Annotated in this window: 14 protein-coding genes and 2 pseudogenes; 8 read left to right on the top strand and 8 right to left on the bottom strand. The window is 62.1% G+C overall.

The genetic code is table 11. The features are described 5' to 3' along the window. Positions 1 to 36 precede the first annotated feature (36 nt). Positions 37 to 2,361, bottom strand: coding sequence for a xanthine dehydrogenase family protein molybdopterin-binding subunit (locus ACFXS9_RS39485; protein ID WP_392698742.1), 2,325 nt, complete (start codon positions 2,359 to 2,361; stop codon positions 37 to 39). Positions 2,362 to 2,506: 145 nt separating this feature from the next. Then, the gene (locus tag ACFXS9_RS39480) at positions 2,507 to 3,607 is read right to left on the bottom strand and encodes a S1C family serine protease (RefSeq protein ID WP_392698740.1); all 1,101 of its coding nucleotides are present in this window, start codon (positions 3,605 to 3,607) and stop codon (positions 2,507 to 2,509) included. A gap of 334 nt (positions 3,608 to 3,941) precedes the next feature. Between ACFXS9_RS39480 and ftsH the strand changes: the two are divergent. Further along, positions 3,942 to 5,785 (top strand): annotated as a pseudogene (ftsH, locus tag ACFXS9_RS39475) (ATP-dependent zinc metalloprotease FtsH). Between the two features lie 101 nt (positions 5,786 to 5,886). Here the strand turns inward: ftsH and ACFXS9_RS39470 are convergent. Both ACFXS9_RS39470 and ACFXS9_RS39465 read right to left on the bottom strand, forming a co-directional pair. Continuing rightward, the gene (locus ACFXS9_RS39470; protein ID WP_392700258.1) at positions 5,887 to 6,273 is read right to left on the bottom strand and encodes a group II intron maturase-specific domain-containing protein; all 387 of its coding nucleotides are present in this window, start codon (positions 6,271 to 6,273) and stop codon (positions 5,887 to 5,889) included. A 57-nt stretch (positions 6,274 to 6,330) separates the two neighbouring features. Beyond that, a pseudogene (locus tag ACFXS9_RS39465) lies at positions 6,331 to 6,699 on the bottom strand (reverse transcriptase domain-containing protein); the annotation flags it as partial. Between the two features lie 523 nt (positions 6,700 to 7,222). Between ACFXS9_RS39465 and ACFXS9_RS39460 the strand changes: the two are divergent. The 5 genes from ACFXS9_RS39460 (at position 7,223) to ACFXS9_RS39440 (ending at position 12,532) form a co-directional block, all read left to right on the top strand. Beyond that, positions 7,223 to 8,788, top strand: a complete 1,566-nt coding sequence (locus tag ACFXS9_RS39460) for a recombinase family protein (protein ID WP_392698738.1) — start codon at positions 7,223 to 7,225, stop codon at positions 8,786 to 8,788. Next, on the top strand, positions 8,755 to 9,450 hold the full coding sequence (locus ACFXS9_RS39455) for a helix-turn-helix domain-containing protein (protein WP_392698737.1): 696 nt from the start codon (positions 8,755 to 8,757) through the stop codon (positions 9,448 to 9,450). The genes ACFXS9_RS39460 and ACFXS9_RS39455 overlap by 34 nt, the downstream gene beginning before the upstream one ends. A 206-nt stretch (positions 9,451 to 9,656) precedes the next feature. Beyond that, positions 9,657 to 9,956, top strand: a complete 300-nt coding sequence (locus ACFXS9_RS39450; protein WP_392698735.1) for a DUF5372 family protein — start codon at positions 9,657 to 9,659, stop codon at positions 9,954 to 9,956. 59 nt (positions 9,957 to 10,015) lie between these two features. Further along, complete coding sequence (locus ACFXS9_RS39445) at positions 10,016 to 10,354, top strand: DUF6788 family protein (protein WP_376960332.1); 339 nt, start codon at positions 10,016 to 10,018, stop codon at positions 10,352 to 10,354. Continuing rightward, a complete protein-coding gene (locus ACFXS9_RS39440) occupies positions 10,355 to 12,532 on the top strand; it encodes a recombinase family protein (protein WP_392691788.1) in 2,178 nt (725 codons plus the stop codon). 6 nt (positions 12,533 to 12,538) lie between these two features. Here ACFXS9_RS39440 and ACFXS9_RS39435 read toward each other — a convergent pair whose 3' ends face one another. Next, positions 12,539 to 12,928, bottom strand: coding sequence for a hypothetical protein (locus tag ACFXS9_RS39435; RefSeq protein WP_392690124.1), 390 nt, complete (start codon positions 12,926 to 12,928; stop codon positions 12,539 to 12,541). Between the two features lie 540 nt (positions 12,929 to 13,468). After that, positions 13,469 to 14,344 (bottom strand): dihydrodipicolinate synthase family protein, encoded by an 876-nt coding sequence (locus ACFXS9_RS39430; protein WP_392698733.1) that lies wholly within the window; start codon positions 14,342 to 14,344, stop codon positions 13,469 to 13,471. Between the two features lie 409 nt (positions 14,345 to 14,753). Between ACFXS9_RS39430 and ACFXS9_RS39425 the strand changes: the two genes are divergently transcribed. Together ACFXS9_RS39425 and ACFXS9_RS39420 are read left to right on the top strand one after the other, a co-directional pair. After that, the gene (locus ACFXS9_RS39425; RefSeq protein WP_392698731.1) at positions 14,754 to 16,496 is read left to right on the top strand and encodes a hypothetical protein; all 1,743 of its coding nucleotides are present in this window, start codon (positions 14,754 to 14,756) and stop codon (positions 16,494 to 16,496) included. 41 nt (positions 16,497 to 16,537) lie between these two features. After that, on the top strand, positions 16,538 to 16,948 hold the full coding sequence (locus ACFXS9_RS39420; RefSeq protein WP_065743275.1) for a hypothetical protein: 411 nt from the start codon (positions 16,538 to 16,540) through the stop codon (positions 16,946 to 16,948). A gap of 989 nt (positions 16,949 to 17,937) precedes the next feature. Here ACFXS9_RS39420 and ACFXS9_RS39415 read toward each other — a convergent pair. Next, a complete protein-coding gene (locus tag ACFXS9_RS39415) occupies positions 17,938 to 19,062 on the bottom strand; it encodes a BTAD domain-containing putative transcriptional regulator (protein ID WP_392698729.1) in 1,125 nt (374 codons plus the stop codon). Between the two features lie 39 nt (positions 19,063 to 19,101). Then, a complete protein-coding gene (locus ACFXS9_RS39410; protein ID WP_392700256.1) occupies positions 19,102 to 20,037 on the bottom strand; it encodes a YcaO-like family protein in 936 nt (311 codons plus the stop codon). Positions 20,038 to 20,481: the final 444 nt, after the last annotated feature.

Here is a 20,481-nt window from a genome sequence, read left to right as displayed (position 1 = left end):
CTCCAGGGGAGGGTGGTAGCAAACGCCGGAGAATCTTTACCCCGCCGCCCTCGCATCCCTTATCGCCTGCCAGACCTTGGCCGGCGTGAGCGGCGTGTTGAGCTGCTTGATGCCGAGCTCGCTCAACGCATCCATCACGCCGTTGGTGACGCAGGGCGGGCCGCCGATGGCGCCCGATTCGCCGCAGCCCTTGGCGCCGAGCGGGTTGGTGCGGCACGGCGCGGAATCGTCCAGCGTCACCGCGATCGGCGGAATATCGTCGGCGCGCGGCACGCAGTAGTCCTGGTAACTCGCGGTCAACAACTGCCCTTCCTCGCTGTAGGCGACGCCCTCATAGAGCGCCTGCCCGATGCCTTGGGCGACGCCGCCGTGCACCTGGCCGGTCACCAGCATCGGGTTGACGGCAATGCCGACGTCGTCGACCGTGGTGTAACGCACTACCTTGCTGACGCCGGTTTCCGGATCGATCTCGACTTCGCAAATGTGAGTGCCGTTCGGCCAGCTCGGGCCGTCGACTTCGCCTTCGGAATCGACGGAGAGCCGCGCGCCATCTTCGTTCTTCGCGATCTCGAACAGGCTGATGCGCTTGTCGGTGCCGACCACCGTCAGCCAGCCGTCGCGGTATTCGATATCCTCGATGGACGTCTCCAGCACGTTCGAGGCCTTCTCGCGCGCCTTCTGGATCATGTCGTTGGTCGAAACCGCAACCGCCGTGCCGCCGACAAACAGCGAGCGCGAACCGACGCTGCCGAAGCCGGTGGCGAGATCGGTATCGCCCTGCACGACGTCGATCTTGTCCATGGGAACTCCGAGCGTATCGGATACCATTTGCGTGTAAGTGGTCTGCAGGCCCTGCCCCATCGCCATGGTGCCGGAATGCAGGATAATGCGGCCTTCCGCGGTCGCGTGCAGGCTGACCTTTTCGGTATGCGCGCGCCCGCCGGTCCATTCGATATAGCTGGTGAGGCCGCGACCGTAGAGCAGGCCCTTCCTCTTCGCCGCCTTCTTGCGCGCGTTAAAACCATCCCAGTCCGAAAGCTCGGAGGCGCGCGACAGCATGTGCGCGAAGGCGCCGGAGTCGTAGACCTGCCCGACCGCATTGGTGTAGGGCAGTTGCGCCGGCTTGATGTAGTTCAGCTTGCGGATGGTACGCGGGTCGATTCCGATCTGACGCGCGGCGGCATCCATCAGCCGCTCGACGATGAACACGGCTTCGGGCCGCCCGGCGCCGCGATAGGCGCCGACCGGTGCGGTGTGGGTCATCACCGATTTCACCTCGAAATGCACCAGCGGCAGATCGTAGACGCCGGTCTGCACGAAGGGCCCGAGCACCAGCGGAATGATATTCGCGGTCCCTGACGAGTACGCGCCGGTGCCTCCGATCGAACGCACGCGGTAAGCGAGCACGCGGCCCTTGGCGTCGAGCGCGAATTCGCCGGTCGAGGTAAGATCTCGGCCATGCGTGCCGCCGACGAACTCGTCGGTGCGGTCGCCGCGCCAGCGGATCTTCTTGTTCAGCTTGGTCGCGGCGTAAGCAACGATGCCGTCTTCGGGATAAAGGCTGGTCTTCTGGCCGAAGCCGCCGCCGATGTCGCCGACCAGCACGCGGACGCTGTCCTTCGGCCGCTTCAGAATGGATTCCGCGAGCAGGTCCCGGGTCGAGCCGGGCGTTTGCGACTGCACGTGCAGGATCAACCGGCCGGTCTTCTTCTCGATCTCGGCAATCGTCGAGCGAGGCTCCATGGCGGAGGGCACCAGCCGCTGGCTGACCAGGTCGAGCGAGACGACATGCGCAGCCTTGGCAAAGGCCTCCTCGACCTTGGCGGCGTCGCCGTAGCTCATGGCAGCCACGACGTTGTCAGGCGCCTCGGGCCATACCGCGGGTGCGCCGGGCTTCACCGCCTCGACAGGGTCGACCACCGAGGGCAGCACCTCGTAATCGACCAGGATCGCTTCGGCCGCGGTCTGCGCCAGCACGCGCGACGTCGCGACCACGGCGGCCACAGCTTCGCCGGCATACCGCACGATTTCATGCGCAAGCAGGCGTCGCGGCGGAACCGTCATCGGCGATCCATCCGGCCGCTTGAAGATCGCGAGCGTCGGGATGGTGCCGACATCGTCCTTGATCAGCTCCGCGCCGGTATAGATCGCGTGGACGCCCGGCATCCCGGCGGCATCAGCCGTGTCGATCGAGACGATTTTGGCGTGGGCATGGGGCGAGCGCAGCACGTAGAGCCAGAGCGCGCCCTCGTCGGGCTTGTCGTCGATGAACTGCCCCTTCCCGGTGAGCAGTCTCTGGTCTTCCAAACGCTTGACCGGCTGGCCCGCACCGAAACGCATATTGCCGGGAAGAATGTTCATCAGTTTGTCCTTAGCTTGTTCGGATTGGGCGGGGTTTTAGCGGTTTTTCACCGTGAGACAACTCATTCAGCCCGCTGCAACAAAAGCGTCAGCGCTGAAGACGCAAGCACCACCGCGGGGTACGATTCTGCCTTCAGGGGGACTATTAGCCGCGGCTGATATCCACGATATCGACGTTGACATCGCGCGTTTCCGAACCGCGTTTCAATGTGATGCGGATGCTTTTGCCTGCACCGACCTGCTCGATCTGGTCGGTCAGGTCGGAGAGCCGGTGAACCGGCTTACCATCGGCCTGAACGATCACATCGCCGAGCGCGCCCGAGTTGAAATCGACGCCACGGATGCCAGCCCGTTCGGCCGGACTTCCGGGCGCGGTGCGCACGACGATCACCCCTTCGACGCCCATGCGCGTCGCAACGGCTTCGCCGGCGGCGACGATCCCGATCCCCGGGGTCGGCACCCGACCATTCTTGATGAGCTCGGGCACGATACGATTGACGATATCGGCCGGAATGGCGAAGCCGATGCCGGCGCTGGAGCCGGAGGGCGAGATGATGGCCGTGTTGACGCCGATCAACCGTCCCGCCGAGTCCAAAAGCGGGCCACCGGAATTGCCGGGATTGATCGCGGTGTCGGTCTGGATCACGTTGGCGATCTCGCGACCGCTGCTGGTCGGCAGCCGCCGCTTGAGCGCGCTGATGATTCCGCTGGTCAGCGATTGATCTAGTCCGAATGGGTTGCCGATCGCAAATGCAATCTGGCCCACCTTGAGGTCGTTAGAACTGCCAAGCGCCACCGGCGGCGGCAACTGGCGCGGATTCCTGATCCGCAGCACCGCCAGATCGTAGTTCGGTGCAACGCCGACGATTGAAGCTTGGGCCACCTCGCCTGAGGCGAAGCGAACGGCTACCTCGCGGCCATTTTGCACGACATGATTGTTGGTGACCACATGACCGCTACTATCCCAGATAAAGCCAGTGCCGGAGGCCGCCCGGCCCGAGGCCGCCGGGCCTTCCTCTTCTTCGAAGGGATTGGCCACGGCGGATCGTGCCGCGACTTGCACAACGGACGGCGAGACGCGTTCGAAAAGCTCGATGTTCGCGCGCTCGGCATCAGACAGTGGGCCCCGCTGGTCGACGCTGCGGGCGACTGTATTGGTCCACGGGCTGTAGCGGATATTGGAGAGGGTAAGCGCCACCAGTACGGCTGCGATGGCGGCTAATGACAGCGCGAAGCGACGATTCATCGATCACTCACTTGATATCGCGATATCGCGCAAAGCGCGATGCGGAAGGTAAGCAGGCCGGGCATCATCACCCACCAAACGTCCTTGCCGGACTAAAGTCTCTGAACTTTCAGAGACTTAATCATACGGCAAAAATCGACCGGTTGACGTGATTTATGCATGACGGTTTGTCGCGCAAGCAGCGCGGCCTGCGCTTGAAACCTAATCCTGCCATTCTACTTGTTCTAGAGCCGCAGTCCGTCATTGCGCCGCCGGTCCTGATCGGGCGCCTGGCATGGCCAGCAGGCAAAGGTCCCGATGCGGCTTCCTGCGACAAGGCGTCCGGAGTTGCGAGATGAACAACAAGACGCGCTTCAATATCGGATATGCGATCGCCGCGATCTTTGCTGTCTTGATCATCCAATATTTCGTTTCCACGGCGAGCCAGATCGCCATCATTCCCTACAGCGAATATCAGCAATTGCTGAAGCAGGGAAAGGTCGCGACCGTCGGCATCTCCGACCGCACCGTGCAGGGCACCTTGAAGGAGCCGCTGTCCGGCGGACAAAAGCAGTTCGTCACCACGCGCGTCGATCAGGAGACCGCGCAGGAGCTCGAGAAATACAACGTAAAATTCACCGGCCAGATCGAGAGCACTTTCCTGCGTGACCTGCTGTCTTGGGTCATGCCGGTGCTGCTGTTCTTCGGCCTGTGGTGGTACATCGCCAGACGCGCGGCAGAAGGCGGCGGCCTTGGCGGCGGGCTGATGGCGATCGGCAAGAGCAAGGCCAAGATCTATGTCGAGTCCAATACCGGCGTGAATTTTTCCGATGTTGCCGGTGTCGACGAAGCCAAGGACGAACTCCGCGAGGTCGTCGACTTCCTGAAAAATCCAACCGACTACGGACGGCTCGGAGGGCGCATGCCCAAGGGCGTGCTGCTGGTCGGTCCGCCCGGCACCGGCAAGACGCTGCTGGCCAAGGCGGTGGCCGGCGAGGCCAAGGTGCCGTTCTTCTCGATTTCAGGTTCGGAATTCGTCGAGATGTTCGTCGGCGTCGGCGCGGCGCGTGTGCGCGACCTGTTTCAGCAGGCACATCAGAAAGCGCCTGCCATCATCTTCATCGACGAACTCGATGCGCTCGGCCGCGCCCGCGGCATCGGGCCGTTTGCGGGCGGCCACGACGAGAAGGAGCAGACGCTCAATCAGCTTCTGGTCGAACTCGACGGCTTTGACTCGCGCTCCGGTCTCGTTATCCTCGCCGCCACCAACCGGCCGGAAATCCTCGATCCGGCACTTCTGCGCGCCGGTCGCTTCGACCGTCAGGTGCTGGTCGACCGCCCCGACAAGAAGGGCCGCACCGAGATTCTCCAAAGTTCATATGAAGAAGGTGCAGCTCGACTCCAGCGTTGATGCCGAGGCGGTCGCTGCACTGACGCCCGGTTTCACCGGCGCCGACCTTGCCAATCTGGTCAACGAAGCCGCGCTGCTGGCGACACGGCGCGGTGCCACTGCCGTCGCAATGACCGATTTCAACAATGCGGTCGAGCGCATGGTCGCCGGGCTGGAGAAGCGAAACCGGCTGCTCAATCCGAAGGAACGCGAGATCGTTGCCTATCACGAGATGGGTCACGCCTTGATCGCGCTGTCGCTGCCCGGCGTCGATCCCGTGCACAAGGTGTCGATCATCCCGCGCGGCGTCGGCGCGCTCGGCTATACCATCCAGCGCCCGATCGAGGATCGCTTCCTGATGACCAAGGAGGAACTGGAGAACAAGATGGCGGTGCTGCTCGGCGGCCGGGCGGCGGAGCTGATCGTGTTCAGCCACCTGTCCACCGGCGCCGCCGACGATCTTCGCCGCGTCACCGACATCGCCCGCAGCATGGTGACGCGCTACGGCATGTCCGAAAAGCTCGGCGGCGTCGCCTACGAGCGCGATCCCGGCAACTTCCTGGCCGGCGCCGATCGGCCCTTCCCCATGCGCGAGCGCGATTATGCCGACGAAACCGCTGCGGCAGTCGACGAGGAGGTTCGCGCGATCGTCGATCGGGTGTTCGACCGCGCGCAGGGCATCCTGAAGGCGCGCCGTGCGATCCTGGATCGCGCGGCGAAAAAAATTGCTGGAGAAAGAAACCCTGGAGCAGAGCGACCTCGAAGCGCTGATGCGCGAAACGCCGAAGGAGGCGCTGCGGGCGATCTAGCCATGTCAGGAATCGTAGGGTGGGCAAATCGGGATAGGGGAGTCCGCGACTCCCCTCCCACACCACCGTACGTACGGGTCCGTATACGGCGGTTCGATGGATTATGCGGACCTCGACGCCGCGACGGAAGTGAGACCGAGTGAACCGAGGAAGTGAGTTGGCAATGCGATGGTGAGCGCGGGACTCGCTGCCAGCCGCCAAGGGCCATGTGGGCTGCCGGCGGTTTGAGCCGCCCGATCCCGGCCGACGCCGCAGCGTCGCAGCTCTGCAAAGCGAGCGGGTCCACGCTTCCACTGCTTCCAGGCGATGGCGCGCAACCGCCGCCTGATCCATTCGTCAAGTGCGCGCAATACCGACGGGGTTTGGCAGAAGCCGAAGTAGCCACGCCAGCCGACAAGGTAAACGGATAATTCCTTGGCGACTTGCGCGAGGCTTCGTCCGCCTGTGCGCCGCGTCAATTCCCGAACTCTGGCCTTGAAGCGGGCGATCGCCTGCGGTGCGATGCGCCGTCGTGGCCCCGGCCCGCTTGTAAAGCTAAAGCCCAGGAACTTGCGGACGCTCGGTTTGGCGACCGCGCTCTTGGCCTTGTTGACCTTGAGCTTGAGGCGCTTTTCCAGGAACTTCTCGATGCCCGCCAGCACCCGTTCACCCGCCTTTTGACTGCGCACATAGATGTTGCAGTCGTCGGCGTAGCGCACGAAGCGGTGACCGCGCTTCTCAAGCTTCTTGTCCAGCACATCTAGCATCAGGTTCGACAACAACGGCGAGAGCGGGCCGCCCTGCGGCGTGCCCTCTTCTGTCGGACTGACCAACCCGCCCTCCATCACACCCGCATTCAGGAAGGCGCGGGTGAGCTTCAGAACGCGCTTGTCAGCAACCCGCTTGGCGACGAGCCCCATTAGGATGTCGTGGTTGACCCGGTCGAAAGACTACTCGACAGACTACCCACCACCGCGCTCATCATCTCGACGACTATCCCGATCAGGTAACCATCGTTCGGTCGCGCCATCCCTTTGAGGGATCTGCGCTTAATGTGCTTGGCTGGTGTCATCGACGCGGCGAACTTCATCTGACGCTTGTACTGCCCGATGGTACCCGTGCCCTTGTACCGGCCGCGTGGACAGATCTGCCTATCGCACAACATTTACCGCGTGCAAGCCCGCAATGCGCTCGAGCGGCATTCCTGGCTTCCCACGCCGAGCTGCTGCACGCCCGGACGATCGTCGACGCTTTGCTGCGGCAATTGGATGGCGCGCATACTGTCCTGCCACCGGAATCGGAGGACAGCCATGCAGCAGCTAAGCTTTCTCGACCCACCACCTCAGCGCGGGGCCGTACCTGTATGGGAGGCCCTCGATAGAGAGCAGCGCGCACATCTCGTGCTGCGACTCGCCCGACGAATCGCCCGAGCAATCGCCACTGCCGGAGATCACAACGATGAACGAACTGAGCAAGATTACCGCTGAGCACCTACGCCGATGCGCAATCGTCTACGTGCGTCAGTCCAGTACGACGCAGGTCGAGCATAATCGCGAGTCCACTGCCCGTCAGTACGAGTTAGCCGAACGCGCCGCGCGGCTTGGTTGGCGACGCGATCAGGTGAAGGTCATCGATGAGGACCTCGGTATTTCCGGTTCCGGCCTTTCCGAGCGCACCGGTTTCGCGCGTATGACCGCGGAGGTCGGCCTCGGCCAGGTGGGCATCGTGCTCGGCTTGGAAGTCTCGCGACTGGCGCGCAATAATGCTGATTGGTACCGTCTGCTCGATCTATGTGGCCTGACCCACACGCTCATCGGTGATGGAGATGGGATTTATCATCCGGGCTTGTTCAATGACCGCCTGGTGCTCGGGCTCAAAGGTACGATGTCAGAGGCAGAGCTGCATGTGCTGCGTGCGCGGCTGCTCGGTGGCATCCGCAACAAGGCCGCACGCGGAGAACTGCACCGCGGGCTGCCGGTGGGTCTGGTACGGGGCGACGCCGACGGGGAGGTGCTGTTGCATCCTGACGAGTCGGTGCAAGCCGCGATCCATGCTGTCTTCGACCGCTTTGCCGAATTCGGCTCGGCACGACGCGTGTGGCTGTGGTTCCGCTCGCAAGGCCTGCGCTTTCCGCTGCACTCCAACAGCCTTGTCGATCTCCGCTGGGTCGCCCCCACTTACACAAAGATCCACCAGGTCCTCACCAACCCGTTCTATGCCGGCGTTTATGTGTATGGCCGCACCCAGCAGACATGCTATCTCGATGCGGGCGGTCGAATCCGAAAGCGCATCAGACAACGCGACCGCGAGCAGTGGCCGGTGTTCATTCGTGACCATCATGCCGGATACATCGATTGGAATACCTTCGAGGCGAACCAGAAGCGCCTGGCGCAGAACATCCGTCCTCGACCGCACCAGAGCGGGGGTGCCGTGAGAGAAGGCGCAGCACTCCTGCAAGGCCTCGCCGTATGCGGACACTGCGGTCGGCGCCTGGCCGTACACTACAGCGGCCGGTTCTCGGCGCCCGGATATCACTGCGCCGGCAAGAACATCGTCAACGGCCGGGGCGAGTACTGCCTCAACATCGGCGGTGTGCAGATCGATGCGGCTGTCGCCGAAGCGTTCCTTGCGGCTCTCGCGCCCGCAGGCCTGGAAGCCTCGCTCCAGGCGATCGAGCAATTCGACGCCGATCGCGAGACGACTCTCGCGCAGTTCCGTCGCGACGTCGAGCGTGCGCGCTACAACGCGCAGCGCGCCGAGCGACGCTATCGCGCAGTGGACCCGGAGAATAGACTCGTCGCGCGTGGACTCGAAGCAGAATGGGAAAGCGCTCTGCTGGAATTGAAGACTGCCGAATCCGAACTCTCGACCGCGAACATGCCCGACCGCGCTCGCTTACGCACGAAGAACGCGACGCTATCCTTGCACTCGGTAAAGACCTCAAGCGTATCTGGTTCGCTCCCACGACGAGCGATCGCGATCGCAAGGAGTTGCTCCGCACGCTGCTCGACGATGTCACCTTGAGAGTCGAGCGCGATAAATACAACGCTCACCTGACGCTGCGTTGGCGCGGCGGTCTCTTCAGTGAAGTTAATGTCCCATTGCCGCACTCGCATCCATCGCCGATCCGCACCGCCGACGATACGATCGATCTGCTGCGGCGACTGGCTGCACATTATCCCGACACCAAGATCGCCGGCATCCTCAATCGCCAAGGCCGTACAACGGCCACAGGACTGTCGTTTACGGCAAATCGTGTGTCGAGCCTGCGGACGCACTGGGAGATCCCGTGCTTCCAGCCGAAACAGCAAGTGCAGGACGGCGAGTGCATGACGATCGAGAAAGCAGCACGCGCTCTCGGGATCGCACCCTCTACTTTGCATCGCTGCCTCAACGATGGCTTCATTGCCGGAGAGCAGATCACACCTGGCGCGCCTTGGCGCATCCGTATCAATGACGAGTTGCGGTCGCGCTTTGTGGAGAGCGCGCCCGAAGGTTACGTGAAGATGTTCAAGGCCATGAATCTACTCGGCGTCTCGCGGCAAACCATCTTGCAACGTGTAAAGCGCGGCGAGCTTAAGGCCGTTCACGTCTATCGCGGACGGGCAAAAGGCATACGAATTCAGGTACCTGCAGTTGCTCCGGACCTCTTCGACCCTCTCAAAAAAACTGAAGGTGTAGTATGACGCAACATCCAAGAACTTCTCCAGGTCGATGTCCACGACGACGGCGTGCCCTGACGCGATATACGCCTGCGCCCGTTCCACCGCCTGATGCGCCGAGCGACCCGGCCGGAAGCCGAAGCTCGCATCGGAGAACGTTCCGTCCCAGTCCGCCTGCAGCACCTGCATCACCGCCTGCTGGATGAAGCGGTCGAGCACCGTGGGCACGGTTGCGTCGAACTGCACTTCAGCCCCGTCAGGATTTGGGTTCGGCTGAGATAACCCATCCCTTCCATGTACTTCGTGGTCAGCGATTTGCTGTCCTCAAGGTCAGAGAGGTCTCTGGCGTAGAGACTTTGAGCCTGCGCCACGCCGAGATCGGATCGCTTGCTGTCCCACGCGACTGGACGGACTGGGCGCTTCCAGGTGCTCGGAGCGAGCCTATCAATGGCCAGCAGCCGTTGCTCATTGACGCCCTTGGTCTGCTTGCGCTTGCCGAATTCGCCTCTTCGTTGAAGCACAAGAAATGAGGCTTGACCAATGACTCAGCTTCTGAATCACTCGGACATCAATTCGATTCGGTCCGCAAATGAAGAAGCCTTCTTCCGCGGCCCTGCGAAAGCGCCGCCATCAGCTCTTGCGTGCCCTGCCGCCGATCGAGCAGATTGTGCGCGGGTCGCTCATCGAGACCTACAAGCGCTGCGGCCGACCCAGCTGCCACTGCGTCGACGGACCGGGACACGGCCCCAAGCGTTACCTGTCCACAATCGCTCGAACCGGCGAACGCCCGCGGCTCGGCTATGTGCCGAATGGCGCGTATCCTCAGGTGGCCGAGTTTCTCGCCAACTACCGCAAGCTCCAGGAGATGCTCAACGAGATTTGCGCGATCAATGCCGAGCTTCTGCGTCGCCGCGAAAGTCTCGATTAGATGGATCCGGCGGTCGCAGCCCTCGACTTTGCCGAGGCGGGCGCCATCATCGCCAACATGATCGACTCCTATCTCGCTGCAGGCGCTCCGCCGCCCGATGTGGAAGGACCCGATCATGATCAATCCCAAGATTGCCGATCATCATCTCGCGCGGCAGGCCTGCATCTACATCCGTCAGTCGACGATGGGGCAAGTCCGCTTCAATCAAGAGAGCACAGAGCGCCAGTACAACTTGGCGGACCAAGCGAGGTCGCTCGGGTGGACTCCGAGCAGATCCGGATCCTCGACCGGGATCTCGGTCACTCCGGCGAGCAGGCGACCAATCGCGACGACTTCAAGACGCTGGTCAGCGATGTGGCAATGGGCCAAGTCGGCGCGATCTTCTCTCTGGAAGCCTCGCGCCTGGCCCGCTCGAACAAGGATTGGCATCGCTTGCTGGAGCTGTGCGCGGTGACACGCACATTGGTGTTCGACGGCGATGGCTGCTACGATCCGGCGGACTTCAACGACAGCCTTGTGCTTGGCATGAAGGGTACGTTTGCTCAGGCAGAGCTGCACATCATTCGCGCGCGCCTCCACGGAGGCAAACTCAACAAGGCGCAGAAAGGTGAATTGCACTTCCCTCTGCCGGTCGGTTTGGTATTCGACGGCGATAGGATCACCCTCGACCCCGATCAGGAAGTGCAAGGCGCGGTTCGAACAGTCTTCGAACTATTTGAACAAGAGAGCAGCGCCTACGGCGTAGTTAAACGGTTCAATGAACTCGGCCTTGTCTTTCCACGCCGAGCCTATGGCGGCGTCTGGGACGGCAAGCTGATCTGGGGACGACTTACGCATTCACGCGTGCTCGGTGTCCTTGCCAATCCATCTTACGCCGGCACTTACGTGTTTGGCCGATATCAATCTTGCAAGCAGGTTGGCCCTACCGGTGAGATTCAAACTCAGTTGCGCCGCATGCCACAAGATGAGTGGCGTGTTGTCATTCCCGATCACCATGCTGGTTATATTACCTGGGATCGATTCCTTACCAACCGCGAACACTTGGCGGCGAACAGGACCAATAGCGAAGTTATCGCCGGACCCGCTCGAGAGGGACTTTGTTTGCTGCAAGGTTTATTGCTTTGTGGCGCTTGCGGACGGCGTCTAAATGTGCGCTACGCCGGCAATGGCGGTCTTTACCCGATCTATGAATGCAATTGGAGGCGTCGGGAGGCACTGGCGCCGCAGCACTGCATGTCTCTGCCATCAAAACCGCTTGATCACGCCATTGCAGAGCGCCTGTTGACCGCCGTCACGCCACTGACGGTTGAACTGGCGTTGCAAGCGCTGACAAGCTTGGAGGAGCGCGATAGGTCAATTGCTGCGCAATGGCAACGAAGGATAGACCGGGCCCGTTATGATTGCGACTTGGCAGAACGGCGCTATGAAGAAGCAGACCCCAGCAATCGGTTGGTTGCCAGTACGCTCGAGAAGCGCTGGAACGATGCAATGGAACGGCTTCTCGAGCTCGAGACTGAATTGGCCAATTTTGAGCGCCAGAACCTGCGTAGCATCACAACCGAACAGAGGCAGCAAATACTGCAGCTTGGCAGGGACTTCCCCCGACTGTGGAAGGCTTCAAGCACTTCAGCTCGTGACCGCAAGCGCATGCTCCGCCTGTTGATACGCGACATCACCGTAGCTAAGGGTCCAGAACCCAAACTGCTGCGATTGCAAATTCGCTGGCAAGGTGGGGCTACTGAGACAATTGAGGTCCGGCAGCGGCCGAACCGCCCCGAAGCAGTTCGTTATCCCGATGAGTTCGTTGCCAAAATCCGCGCGCTGGCGGAACTACATGATGATCATGAAATCGTCGCGCAACTCAAAAGCAATGGCCAGACAAGCTCGACCGGCAGGCCGTTCACCGTCAGCATGATTCGATGGATCCGCTACAAGCATCGTATCACTGGCCCATCTCTTCCCGCCGGAACGTTGAACGTCAGCCAGGTTTGTGAGAGATTTGGCGTCAGCCTGTGGGTCGTCCATTACTGGATCGAACGTGGTATAGTCTCGGCGCTGCAACGCAAGCCGAATGCGCCATATGCAATCACCATCGACGATTACGTCGACCGGCGTCTCCGAAAATGGGTTGCGACTTCAAGCCATCTTGACCCACCATCCCCAACGCAAACTGTATGAGGTGTATTATGCCCGGCGCGTCGGGATGCCGAGCAGCCTAACGCCACCCGATGCCTTTGGTATCTCGACCCGCCGCACCGGTTGCGGCTGGTAGGTGCCGTCAAGCAGCTTGGCTCGGATCGTGGGCCAGTGCTCCTTCAGGTAGGCCGGCAGATCGTCGACGGTCATCCCGTCAATGCCCGCCGCACCCTTGTTGCGCTTCACTTGCGCCAACGCTTTCCTCAAGTTCTCACGCTCGATCACTGCTTCCATCGACGGTCCCGCGACCGCCGGGCGTTCGAGGCTGGCTCTCGCCGTGCTGGTTTCAATCCCTTGGGAGGGGGCGCTTCGGGCTTCACCCGTCGCGTCGCGGCCCAAGTCCAGTGTTTGCTGTGGCTTCTGCTGCATGGCCTGCACGAGATTGCCGCTCTACTGACCTCTTCCACCGTTCGGGCCTTCAGCGGCGCGCTGCCGCCCACTACGCCCTCTGCTGACTTCTGCGCTGCGCTCAGATCGCCTTGCGACGACCTCAGTCCCGTTGCCGGGACACAACGCAGACCTCCCGAGGTAAGACCGACCGCCTTCGCCGCACGCCCGCCGGATCTACCACCCCGACCCTTGATGACTGAGGACTTCGCGATTGGCTGCTCGCTCGTCCGGCCGGGCAGGCCTCATTATCCGGTATTTTGTCCATCGAGCCGCGGCTTTGCTCCACGCTTTCTTCGGACCCCCACCTCGCGGTGATGCCCTTGCGTTTCGCTAATCCTTCGCCGTCATCAGGCTGGATAGAGGACTTCCACCTCCAAGCTGTCGTTCATACTCGGCACACAGCCAACGGGTCGCGCGAGCGCGCGCCCGATGACAGGCTCCGCGTGCCCACCATTCCTGACGGTGCGCTTGACGGTGGGCACGGCGCTACGCGCCTTTGTCCACCCTACAAGATATCGCAGGCTGCACTTATCCGAGGTCACGCAGCGCCGCCTCGACCACCTTGCGCTGCTCGGCCGTCAGCGCCGCCTGCGGCGGGATGGGATCGCCGACCGCGTAACCCTGGATGTCGAGCCCGGCCTTGATGCAGGCGGCGAGGTTGAACCGCGCAAAAGCCTCGTTGATGCGCCACAGTTTGCGCTGCAGCGCCATCGCCTCATCCCAGCGCGCCGCCTTGCAGAGATTGTAGAGCTCGACGCTCTGCCGCGGGATGATGCAGGCAGGACCGGCCATCCAGCCCACCCCACCGATCAGCATCACCGCCGCCGGGATGTGGGCGGATGCAGAGAACACGCGGATCGCCTCCCCACAGCGATTCATGATCGACAGCAGCCGGCCGGTATTGGTGGAGGCGTCCTTGATGTAGCCGATGCGCGGATGGGTCGCGAGCCGCGCGATCACGTCGAGGGTGAGATCGGAACGCTGGAATTGCGGATTGGTGTAGATCACGACGGGAATGTCGACCGCGTCGGCAATGGCGCGGAAATAGGATTCGACCTGCGCGTCGGCGACCGGGAAGTAAGCCTCCATGATCGCAAGAATTCCGTCGGCGCCGAGCTTTTGATACGCCTTCGCCTGCGCCACGGCATCCGCCGTCGATGTCGAGCCAACGCCGGCGATCACCGGCACGCGGCCATCAGCGGCTTCGATCGTGGCCTGCACGACGCAGGCACGCTGCGCCTGGTTGAGATAGGCGAACTCGCCGGTCGATCCCAGCGGCGTCAGCCCATGCACGCCTGCCTTGATGAGGTCGTCGCAGAGCCGGCCCAGCACTTCGGTGCGAATTTCGCCGGAAGCATCGATCGGTGACACGAGATAGGGAAAGACGCCGTGGAAGTCAGCCATGGAAGGAGAGCGCCTCAGCGGGAAGTATATGCCATGGCTATCCGGAATGCCGGTCCAAGGCAACGTTTCGCAAACATCACGCCGGGTTTTTGCCTTTACTTGCGTGCCTTGATGCAGGTATCGATCGCGGCAGCGCACACCGCTCCTGATACGACAATCATCACCGCGAGCATTGGCCGAAATGGCGCGCCAAGGATGCTGCCTCAATCAGCTTCACACGCGCTTCGATGCCAGCCGCTACTACGTGATGGTCATGCCGCCGCGTCACCAATCGTGAAACAGGCGTGAGCGGCCCGCAGAATGACCAAAAGATGTCCACATATGTCCACAGGTTCTAACGATTTAACTCACGATTATTTCACGACTTTATTTCCAATCTCGCCACATTGATCCAGCGAGAGCAGTTCTGATGGTTGTGCACAAGGTCGCCGGCGCATCCTCGTTCCGAACTTCAGAACTCGATACGCGCGACTCTGTTTCGTCGGCAACGCCTTCCGGCTTTCGTCATTTCTTCGGCACGCCCGCTCCGTCGCAGCGCTTCCGCGCCTTCGGTATCGATCCGCTCGAGTCGCCGTCACACCATGCAAAGCTTCGCGGATTGATGCATCGCCTGTCACGGCGAATGGATGCCGCCATAAAATGGCCGTCACATCAAGTTCGATCGCTGGAACATTGGGAAAATCCCTCCATCCCCTCGGGCTACACCTATCTACTGCAGTTCATTGCACATGATCTGGTTCACTCGGCGATTCCGCTTTCGGTGGCGGGCGGGCTTGGCCGAGGCACCACAAACGCCCGCCGCACGCCGCTTCGGCTGGAGACGCTGTATGGCAGCGGCCCGGTCGGATCGCCGCACATCTATGCGCTGGACGCGCCGAATGACGACCGCCGCACCAAGCTGCGGCTCGGCCGCATGCGCTGGAAGGAGAACGAGCCCGCGACCGGCTGCCCGTTCCGTGACATCGCCCGCGCACAGGCCGAGAATGTGACGGGAATCGACCGCAGCATTGCCGGCGTTCGCGCTGCCCTCACCGAGGCATTGGTCGCTGATCCGCGCAACGACGATCATGCCGTCATGTCGCAGCTCACCGCGCTTTTCGCGCTGCTGCACAATGGGCTCATCGACATCATCCGCCGCCATGAAGGCAATGCGGGGCCAAACGGCCGGTTCGGCGCCGCTTACAAACGCTTCCTGTGCGCCCGCGGCGCGTTGACGACGATCTATCACAACATCATACGCAACGACCTGATGCGGCGAGTGCTCCATCCGGCGATTTACGCAAGCTATCGCGGTCCGGCCCCGCAGTTCATCGACCGCACCGATCTCGCAAGGAAAGCCGCGATCGGCAATTGGGAAATACCGCTGGAGTTCTCGCATGGCGCATTCCGCTTCGGCCACGCCATGGTGCGACCCGAGTACCAGATCAACGACCTCTCCCTCCACGACCTCAACAACACGCTCGAAAAGAGCTCGGTAAATGACCCGGCCAACATGCCGCTCGACGAGACGTGGATGGTGCAATGGTCGCGCTTTTTCGAGATCAACGGTTCGACGCCGAATTTCAGCCGCCGCATCGGACCCCATCTCAGCTACGGGCTTGGCAACGACCAGTTCTTTCCGGCGTTCGACGAAACGGAGCGGGTCGGCCTGCTCTATCGGGACCTGCTCGGCGCCGGACTGGCGGGCATGTGGTCGGTTGACTCCCTGATTGCAGCGATCGGGAATCGCAGACCGAATTTCATCGCGATGTCGCGCCTGCTGGAGGATCGCGACTACCGCGTCAATGAGCTTCGCGAATGGCTGTCCGCCGGGCGGGCATACGGCGCCCTGACTGATGACGACATCGACACCCTTTCAAACGATCCGCCGCTGCCGTTCTTCATCCTGTTCGAAGCAATGCAACAGACGAAGGGCCTGCAACTCGGGCTGCTCGGTTCGATCATCGTATCGGAAGTGATATTCGGGGCGCTCTCAAGCGACCCGCAATCGGCCTGCGGCGGTTCGCTCGCCGATCAACTGGATCTCGTTGCCCGCGAATTTTACCTGGCGAACGTACTTAAGGACATTCCAGACATCTCAAACATGGCGCAGTTGGTGGAGTTCACCACTGAAATTGCCGAGCTGAAGCATGCCGTGCCCGCATTTCTGTGAGCGGAATCGTTCCGTCTCGCGCAACCCCGAGGAGTAGAACCATGCGCATCGAAAGACTGCAAGTAAGCAACCATGAGCGGTGGGGCAAGCTGGTAAAGACCTGGGCTACCGGCACAAACTATCTTGAGGATGATAATACCTATCCGCTGCCCGAGACCGTGGAAGAATTCAAGGAGCAACTAGCCAAGGCTCAAGTATTCGCCACCGTGCCTGATCGCTTCAAGCACATCAAATTCGTGGCGCAGGAGCAGGACACGATTACAGTGAAGTTGCCACCGAAGGTGATGATCGAGGATTCCGAGGCGCTGCTCAACCAGCCCGGATCGACCTATCCGCTGCCGCCGTTCTACAAGCGCCTGTTCAATGGCATCGATCCGGTGATTCCGGAGGAAGACAAGTTCAAGGTGCACGCCGAACGCATCGGCGACTACACGCTCAGCCTTTGCGCCTAAGCCAATCAGCTAAGCGGAAAGCTGGACGATACCGTCGACTGGAAGCCCTGCGCCACGCAAGCCGTGGCGGAGGGCGTCCCATCGCTCGCCGACACTGATCGGATGGGCCTGTAGAACCCAGCGCGTTACGGCCTCGTCGGTGGGGGCCAATTGCCCAACCCAGAAAGAGCGCAGCCCGTTCGCGAACCGCTGCGCCTGTTCCCGCGCCATTTCGCGCTCTCCCAGATAGAACAGCGCCGCCGCCCGCCACGCGGGCAGGATCGGCACGACGCCATGCGTGCGGTCATAGGCGTCGAGCGCGCCTGCATAGTCGCCTGTCAAGAAGCGGATGATGCAATGGTAACTCCATTCGAGATACGACGGCGCCGGTGACAGCGCGAGCGACTGCTCGGCTCGCTGCCGGGCCTGCTCGATCGAACCGCAGAACGCGTCATAGTGCGCGCTCGATAGCAACGTCCACGGATCGTTGTCGTTGAGCTCGCAGGCAAGCTGCATGTGCGGCGCAGCTTCGGCTTCCCGAAGGGCCATCATATAGGACCAGCCGCAGCATAGATGCGCCCTTGAATCGACGGGATCGAGTTGAACGGCGGTCTTTGCAAGTTCGAGTGTTGCCCGCGCCTTGTCGAGATCGCGGAACATGCCCGGATGCACGAAATGCTCGATGTTGTTCATCTGCACGAGACTGCTGTAGCAGGGCGAGAAGCCCGGATTGTCGCGGATCGCATCGCGGAAGATGGCGACTGCCCGCCGCCAGCTTTCGGGATCAAACTTCGACATGAGGTTCTGTCCGCGCAGCCAGCGGTCATGCAGATCGAGCGACACGTCGGGCTCGCCGGCCAACCGCATCAACCGTTCGGTCGAGAGCTGCACGTTCAGCGAGGTGGCGATCCGGCGGATGATGCGCTGCTGTGTTTCGAACCAGTTGCCGAGGCCGAGCCGGAAGCTTTCGCTCCAGACGTAAATCCCGGTGGTATCGTCCCGGAGCACCATCACGATGTTGATTTCGGCACCCGCCTGATAGGCGGTGGTCTCGATGCAGTATTGCGGAGCCGTACCCGCCGGAAGCACGACGGCCGCCGGAGGACGATCGACGACGCTCCATTCCCGGAAGCGCACGAGACAGGCCGCGAGATGCTGGGAGAACCCCTGCACCAGATGGCTGTGATCCTCATCGACGCCGTGCATCGCAAAGGGCCGCAGCACCAGGCGCGTCTTGGCAGGCGCATTGGCCGGTGGCGACATCGGGGCCACCGGCTGGAGAGCGGCCCCCTGACCATCCTGACGGCGAATTCGTCATTCGCTGCCGATGCGGCCCGATCGGCCGGTGCGCGCTCCAGAATGCCGAGCTTGATGTTCGCGACGAGCTCTTCGGTGGCCGAAGACGGCTCCATGGCGTAGTCGCGATCCAAAAGATCCCACAGCGCCTTGTAGATGCGCAGCGCGCCAGCGACATCGCCTTCTTCGGCATGCGCCCGCATCAGATAGCGGCAGGCATATTCATGGGTCGGATCGAGATTGACAATCGCAGCGGCGATCCTCTTTTTGGCGTCGGCGGGAACGCTTGCGGAGGTCAAGCCTTCGTCGAGATTTCGCATCAGCCGTTCGTGGATGGTCTGCCGCTTGGCCAACACCCAAACCCGGAATGACGGGTCGAGATCGTCCATTCCTTCGAGCAACCGCCCGTCAAGCTGCGGCGTATCAAGCAGCAGCGGGTGAACGCGTCCACCTTCAGCGAGTTGAATCACGCTTTCGATGTCGACTTCGATCCGTCCGACGTCGATGCCGATCATCAGCCGTTCCGCGACGAAGCCGTCATATCCGGCCTCCTCGAGCATCGACCGCAGTTCGCGCACGACCTGGCGCAGCGAGGCGCGCGCCTTTTCCTCGTCTGAACGACTCCAGAGCAGGCCGACCAGCCGCTCGCGGCTCTCCTGCTTCGACTCCAATAACGCCAGATAACTCAGAACCGCGCCGGCCTTGCGAGTTCGCAGTTCGATAGGCCGGCCGTTGAACCGCACGCCGAGCCGCCCAACCAGCGATACCGACAGGCGCGGAGCGCTTTCGGGCGCCGTCGCGGCACTGTCTGATGTCATGGCGCTGGCACTGGCCGGCATGAAACGGTTTCCGGAACCGGTTGGTTAATTCCCGCCACTTTATATCAAAGGGACGCCCCCGGTATAGGTTGCGCCGCCGCCGGTTCGCGCCATCGCATCCTGCAGCCTGGCCGTGACGATTTCGGATGGCTCGAGTTGCAGGCCCGGGGCAATCACGCGGACCACCGGAACGACGAAGCGCTGGCGCGTGAGATCGAGGCAGAACGTCTCGATTCCCATTTGTTCCAAACGCTGTACGATCAATCCAAATATAACGCTCGCTTCAGTTGCGTGAAGGGGCAGATGGGCCGCGTGCTCCGCGACCGGCTGCAGCAGTCTGCACTGACCGGCATCGATCGCCGCGCGCTGCAGGTGGATGCGATCCTGTGCGTTGAGCGCGTCATCGCCGCGCTCGCTGCGTTTGGTGGCGACGACGGCGTCGGCCAGTTCGAGCTGACACATTTCCAGAATCGCGGAGCGGACCGCGGTCTCGAGCGCTGGCCGCGCGGCGAGGCCGAAGGCGAAACCGGAACCGTCCACCCGGCAGGAGACGGCCACGACGCAGGGCACACCGATATCCGTCGTGATATCCAGTAGCCATGTCCGGCGCGGCACCGCTGCGCCGTGCCGGAGCTGCCGCAACAAACCTTCCGCCGCGATACCCGCTTCATGCTGCGGCGGAATCGATCGCGGCAATTGACCGCCTCGCCACCACAGGCTGGCTGCATCGCGTTCGATCAATTCCAAGAGGCCGTGCAGCGCTGCGGCGTCCCGTGACGGACCGGCGGCCGATCCGATGCTCAGCGGGAACGGCGACGCAAACTCGCGCTGCGCTGGCGGCCGGCGCAGGCAGATGTCCGCCGGAAGCAACACCTCGCCGCCGTCGGTCAGTCGCGTTGCGCGACACCAGGAAAAGCGCTCGCTCCGGTTGCATGCGGCGTTCCGAAAGGGCTGCGACCAACTCCAGCGCCTTCGGACCGAGTTTTCCGGCCCAATCGTCGACGCCGGGTTTGAGCAACAGGTCGGTTCCGGTCTGCAATTGAGAGAGGTACTCGATGCCCTCGCCGATGCAGCCCTGAAACGCGTCCCGCAACGTCAGACCGACGCCGGAAACGCCGACTATCGGGCTTTTCTCATGCAAGGGATCGGCAAGCGCTGGATCGAACTGCGCGCCAAAGCTGATCAGGCCGGGCGCATCGGGTGCTGCCAGTTCGAACACGCGCGCAAATCGGGAAGCAGCGATCAGCAAATGAGCGCGATTGGCGAGCTGCGAATCAATCCCGTTGCTTGATTCCTCGGCATATTCCAGCGCCTGAAGGATGAGTCTGGCGTCGTGATCGCCAGCCGCGTCCACATCGTTGCCAAGAAGCAACGATGCAGCGCGCGCGAACAATTCCTGCATCGAATTTTCGGTACCGCTCACGGTGACCTCACGACTTG

This window comes from Bradyrhizobium sp. RDI18 (assembly GCF_043203335.1).
Classification (GTDB): Bacteria; Pseudomonadota; Alphaproteobacteria; order Rhizobiales; family Xanthobacteraceae; genus Bradyrhizobium; species Bradyrhizobium retamae.
This window is presented reverse-complemented; position numbering and strand designations above follow the sequence as displayed.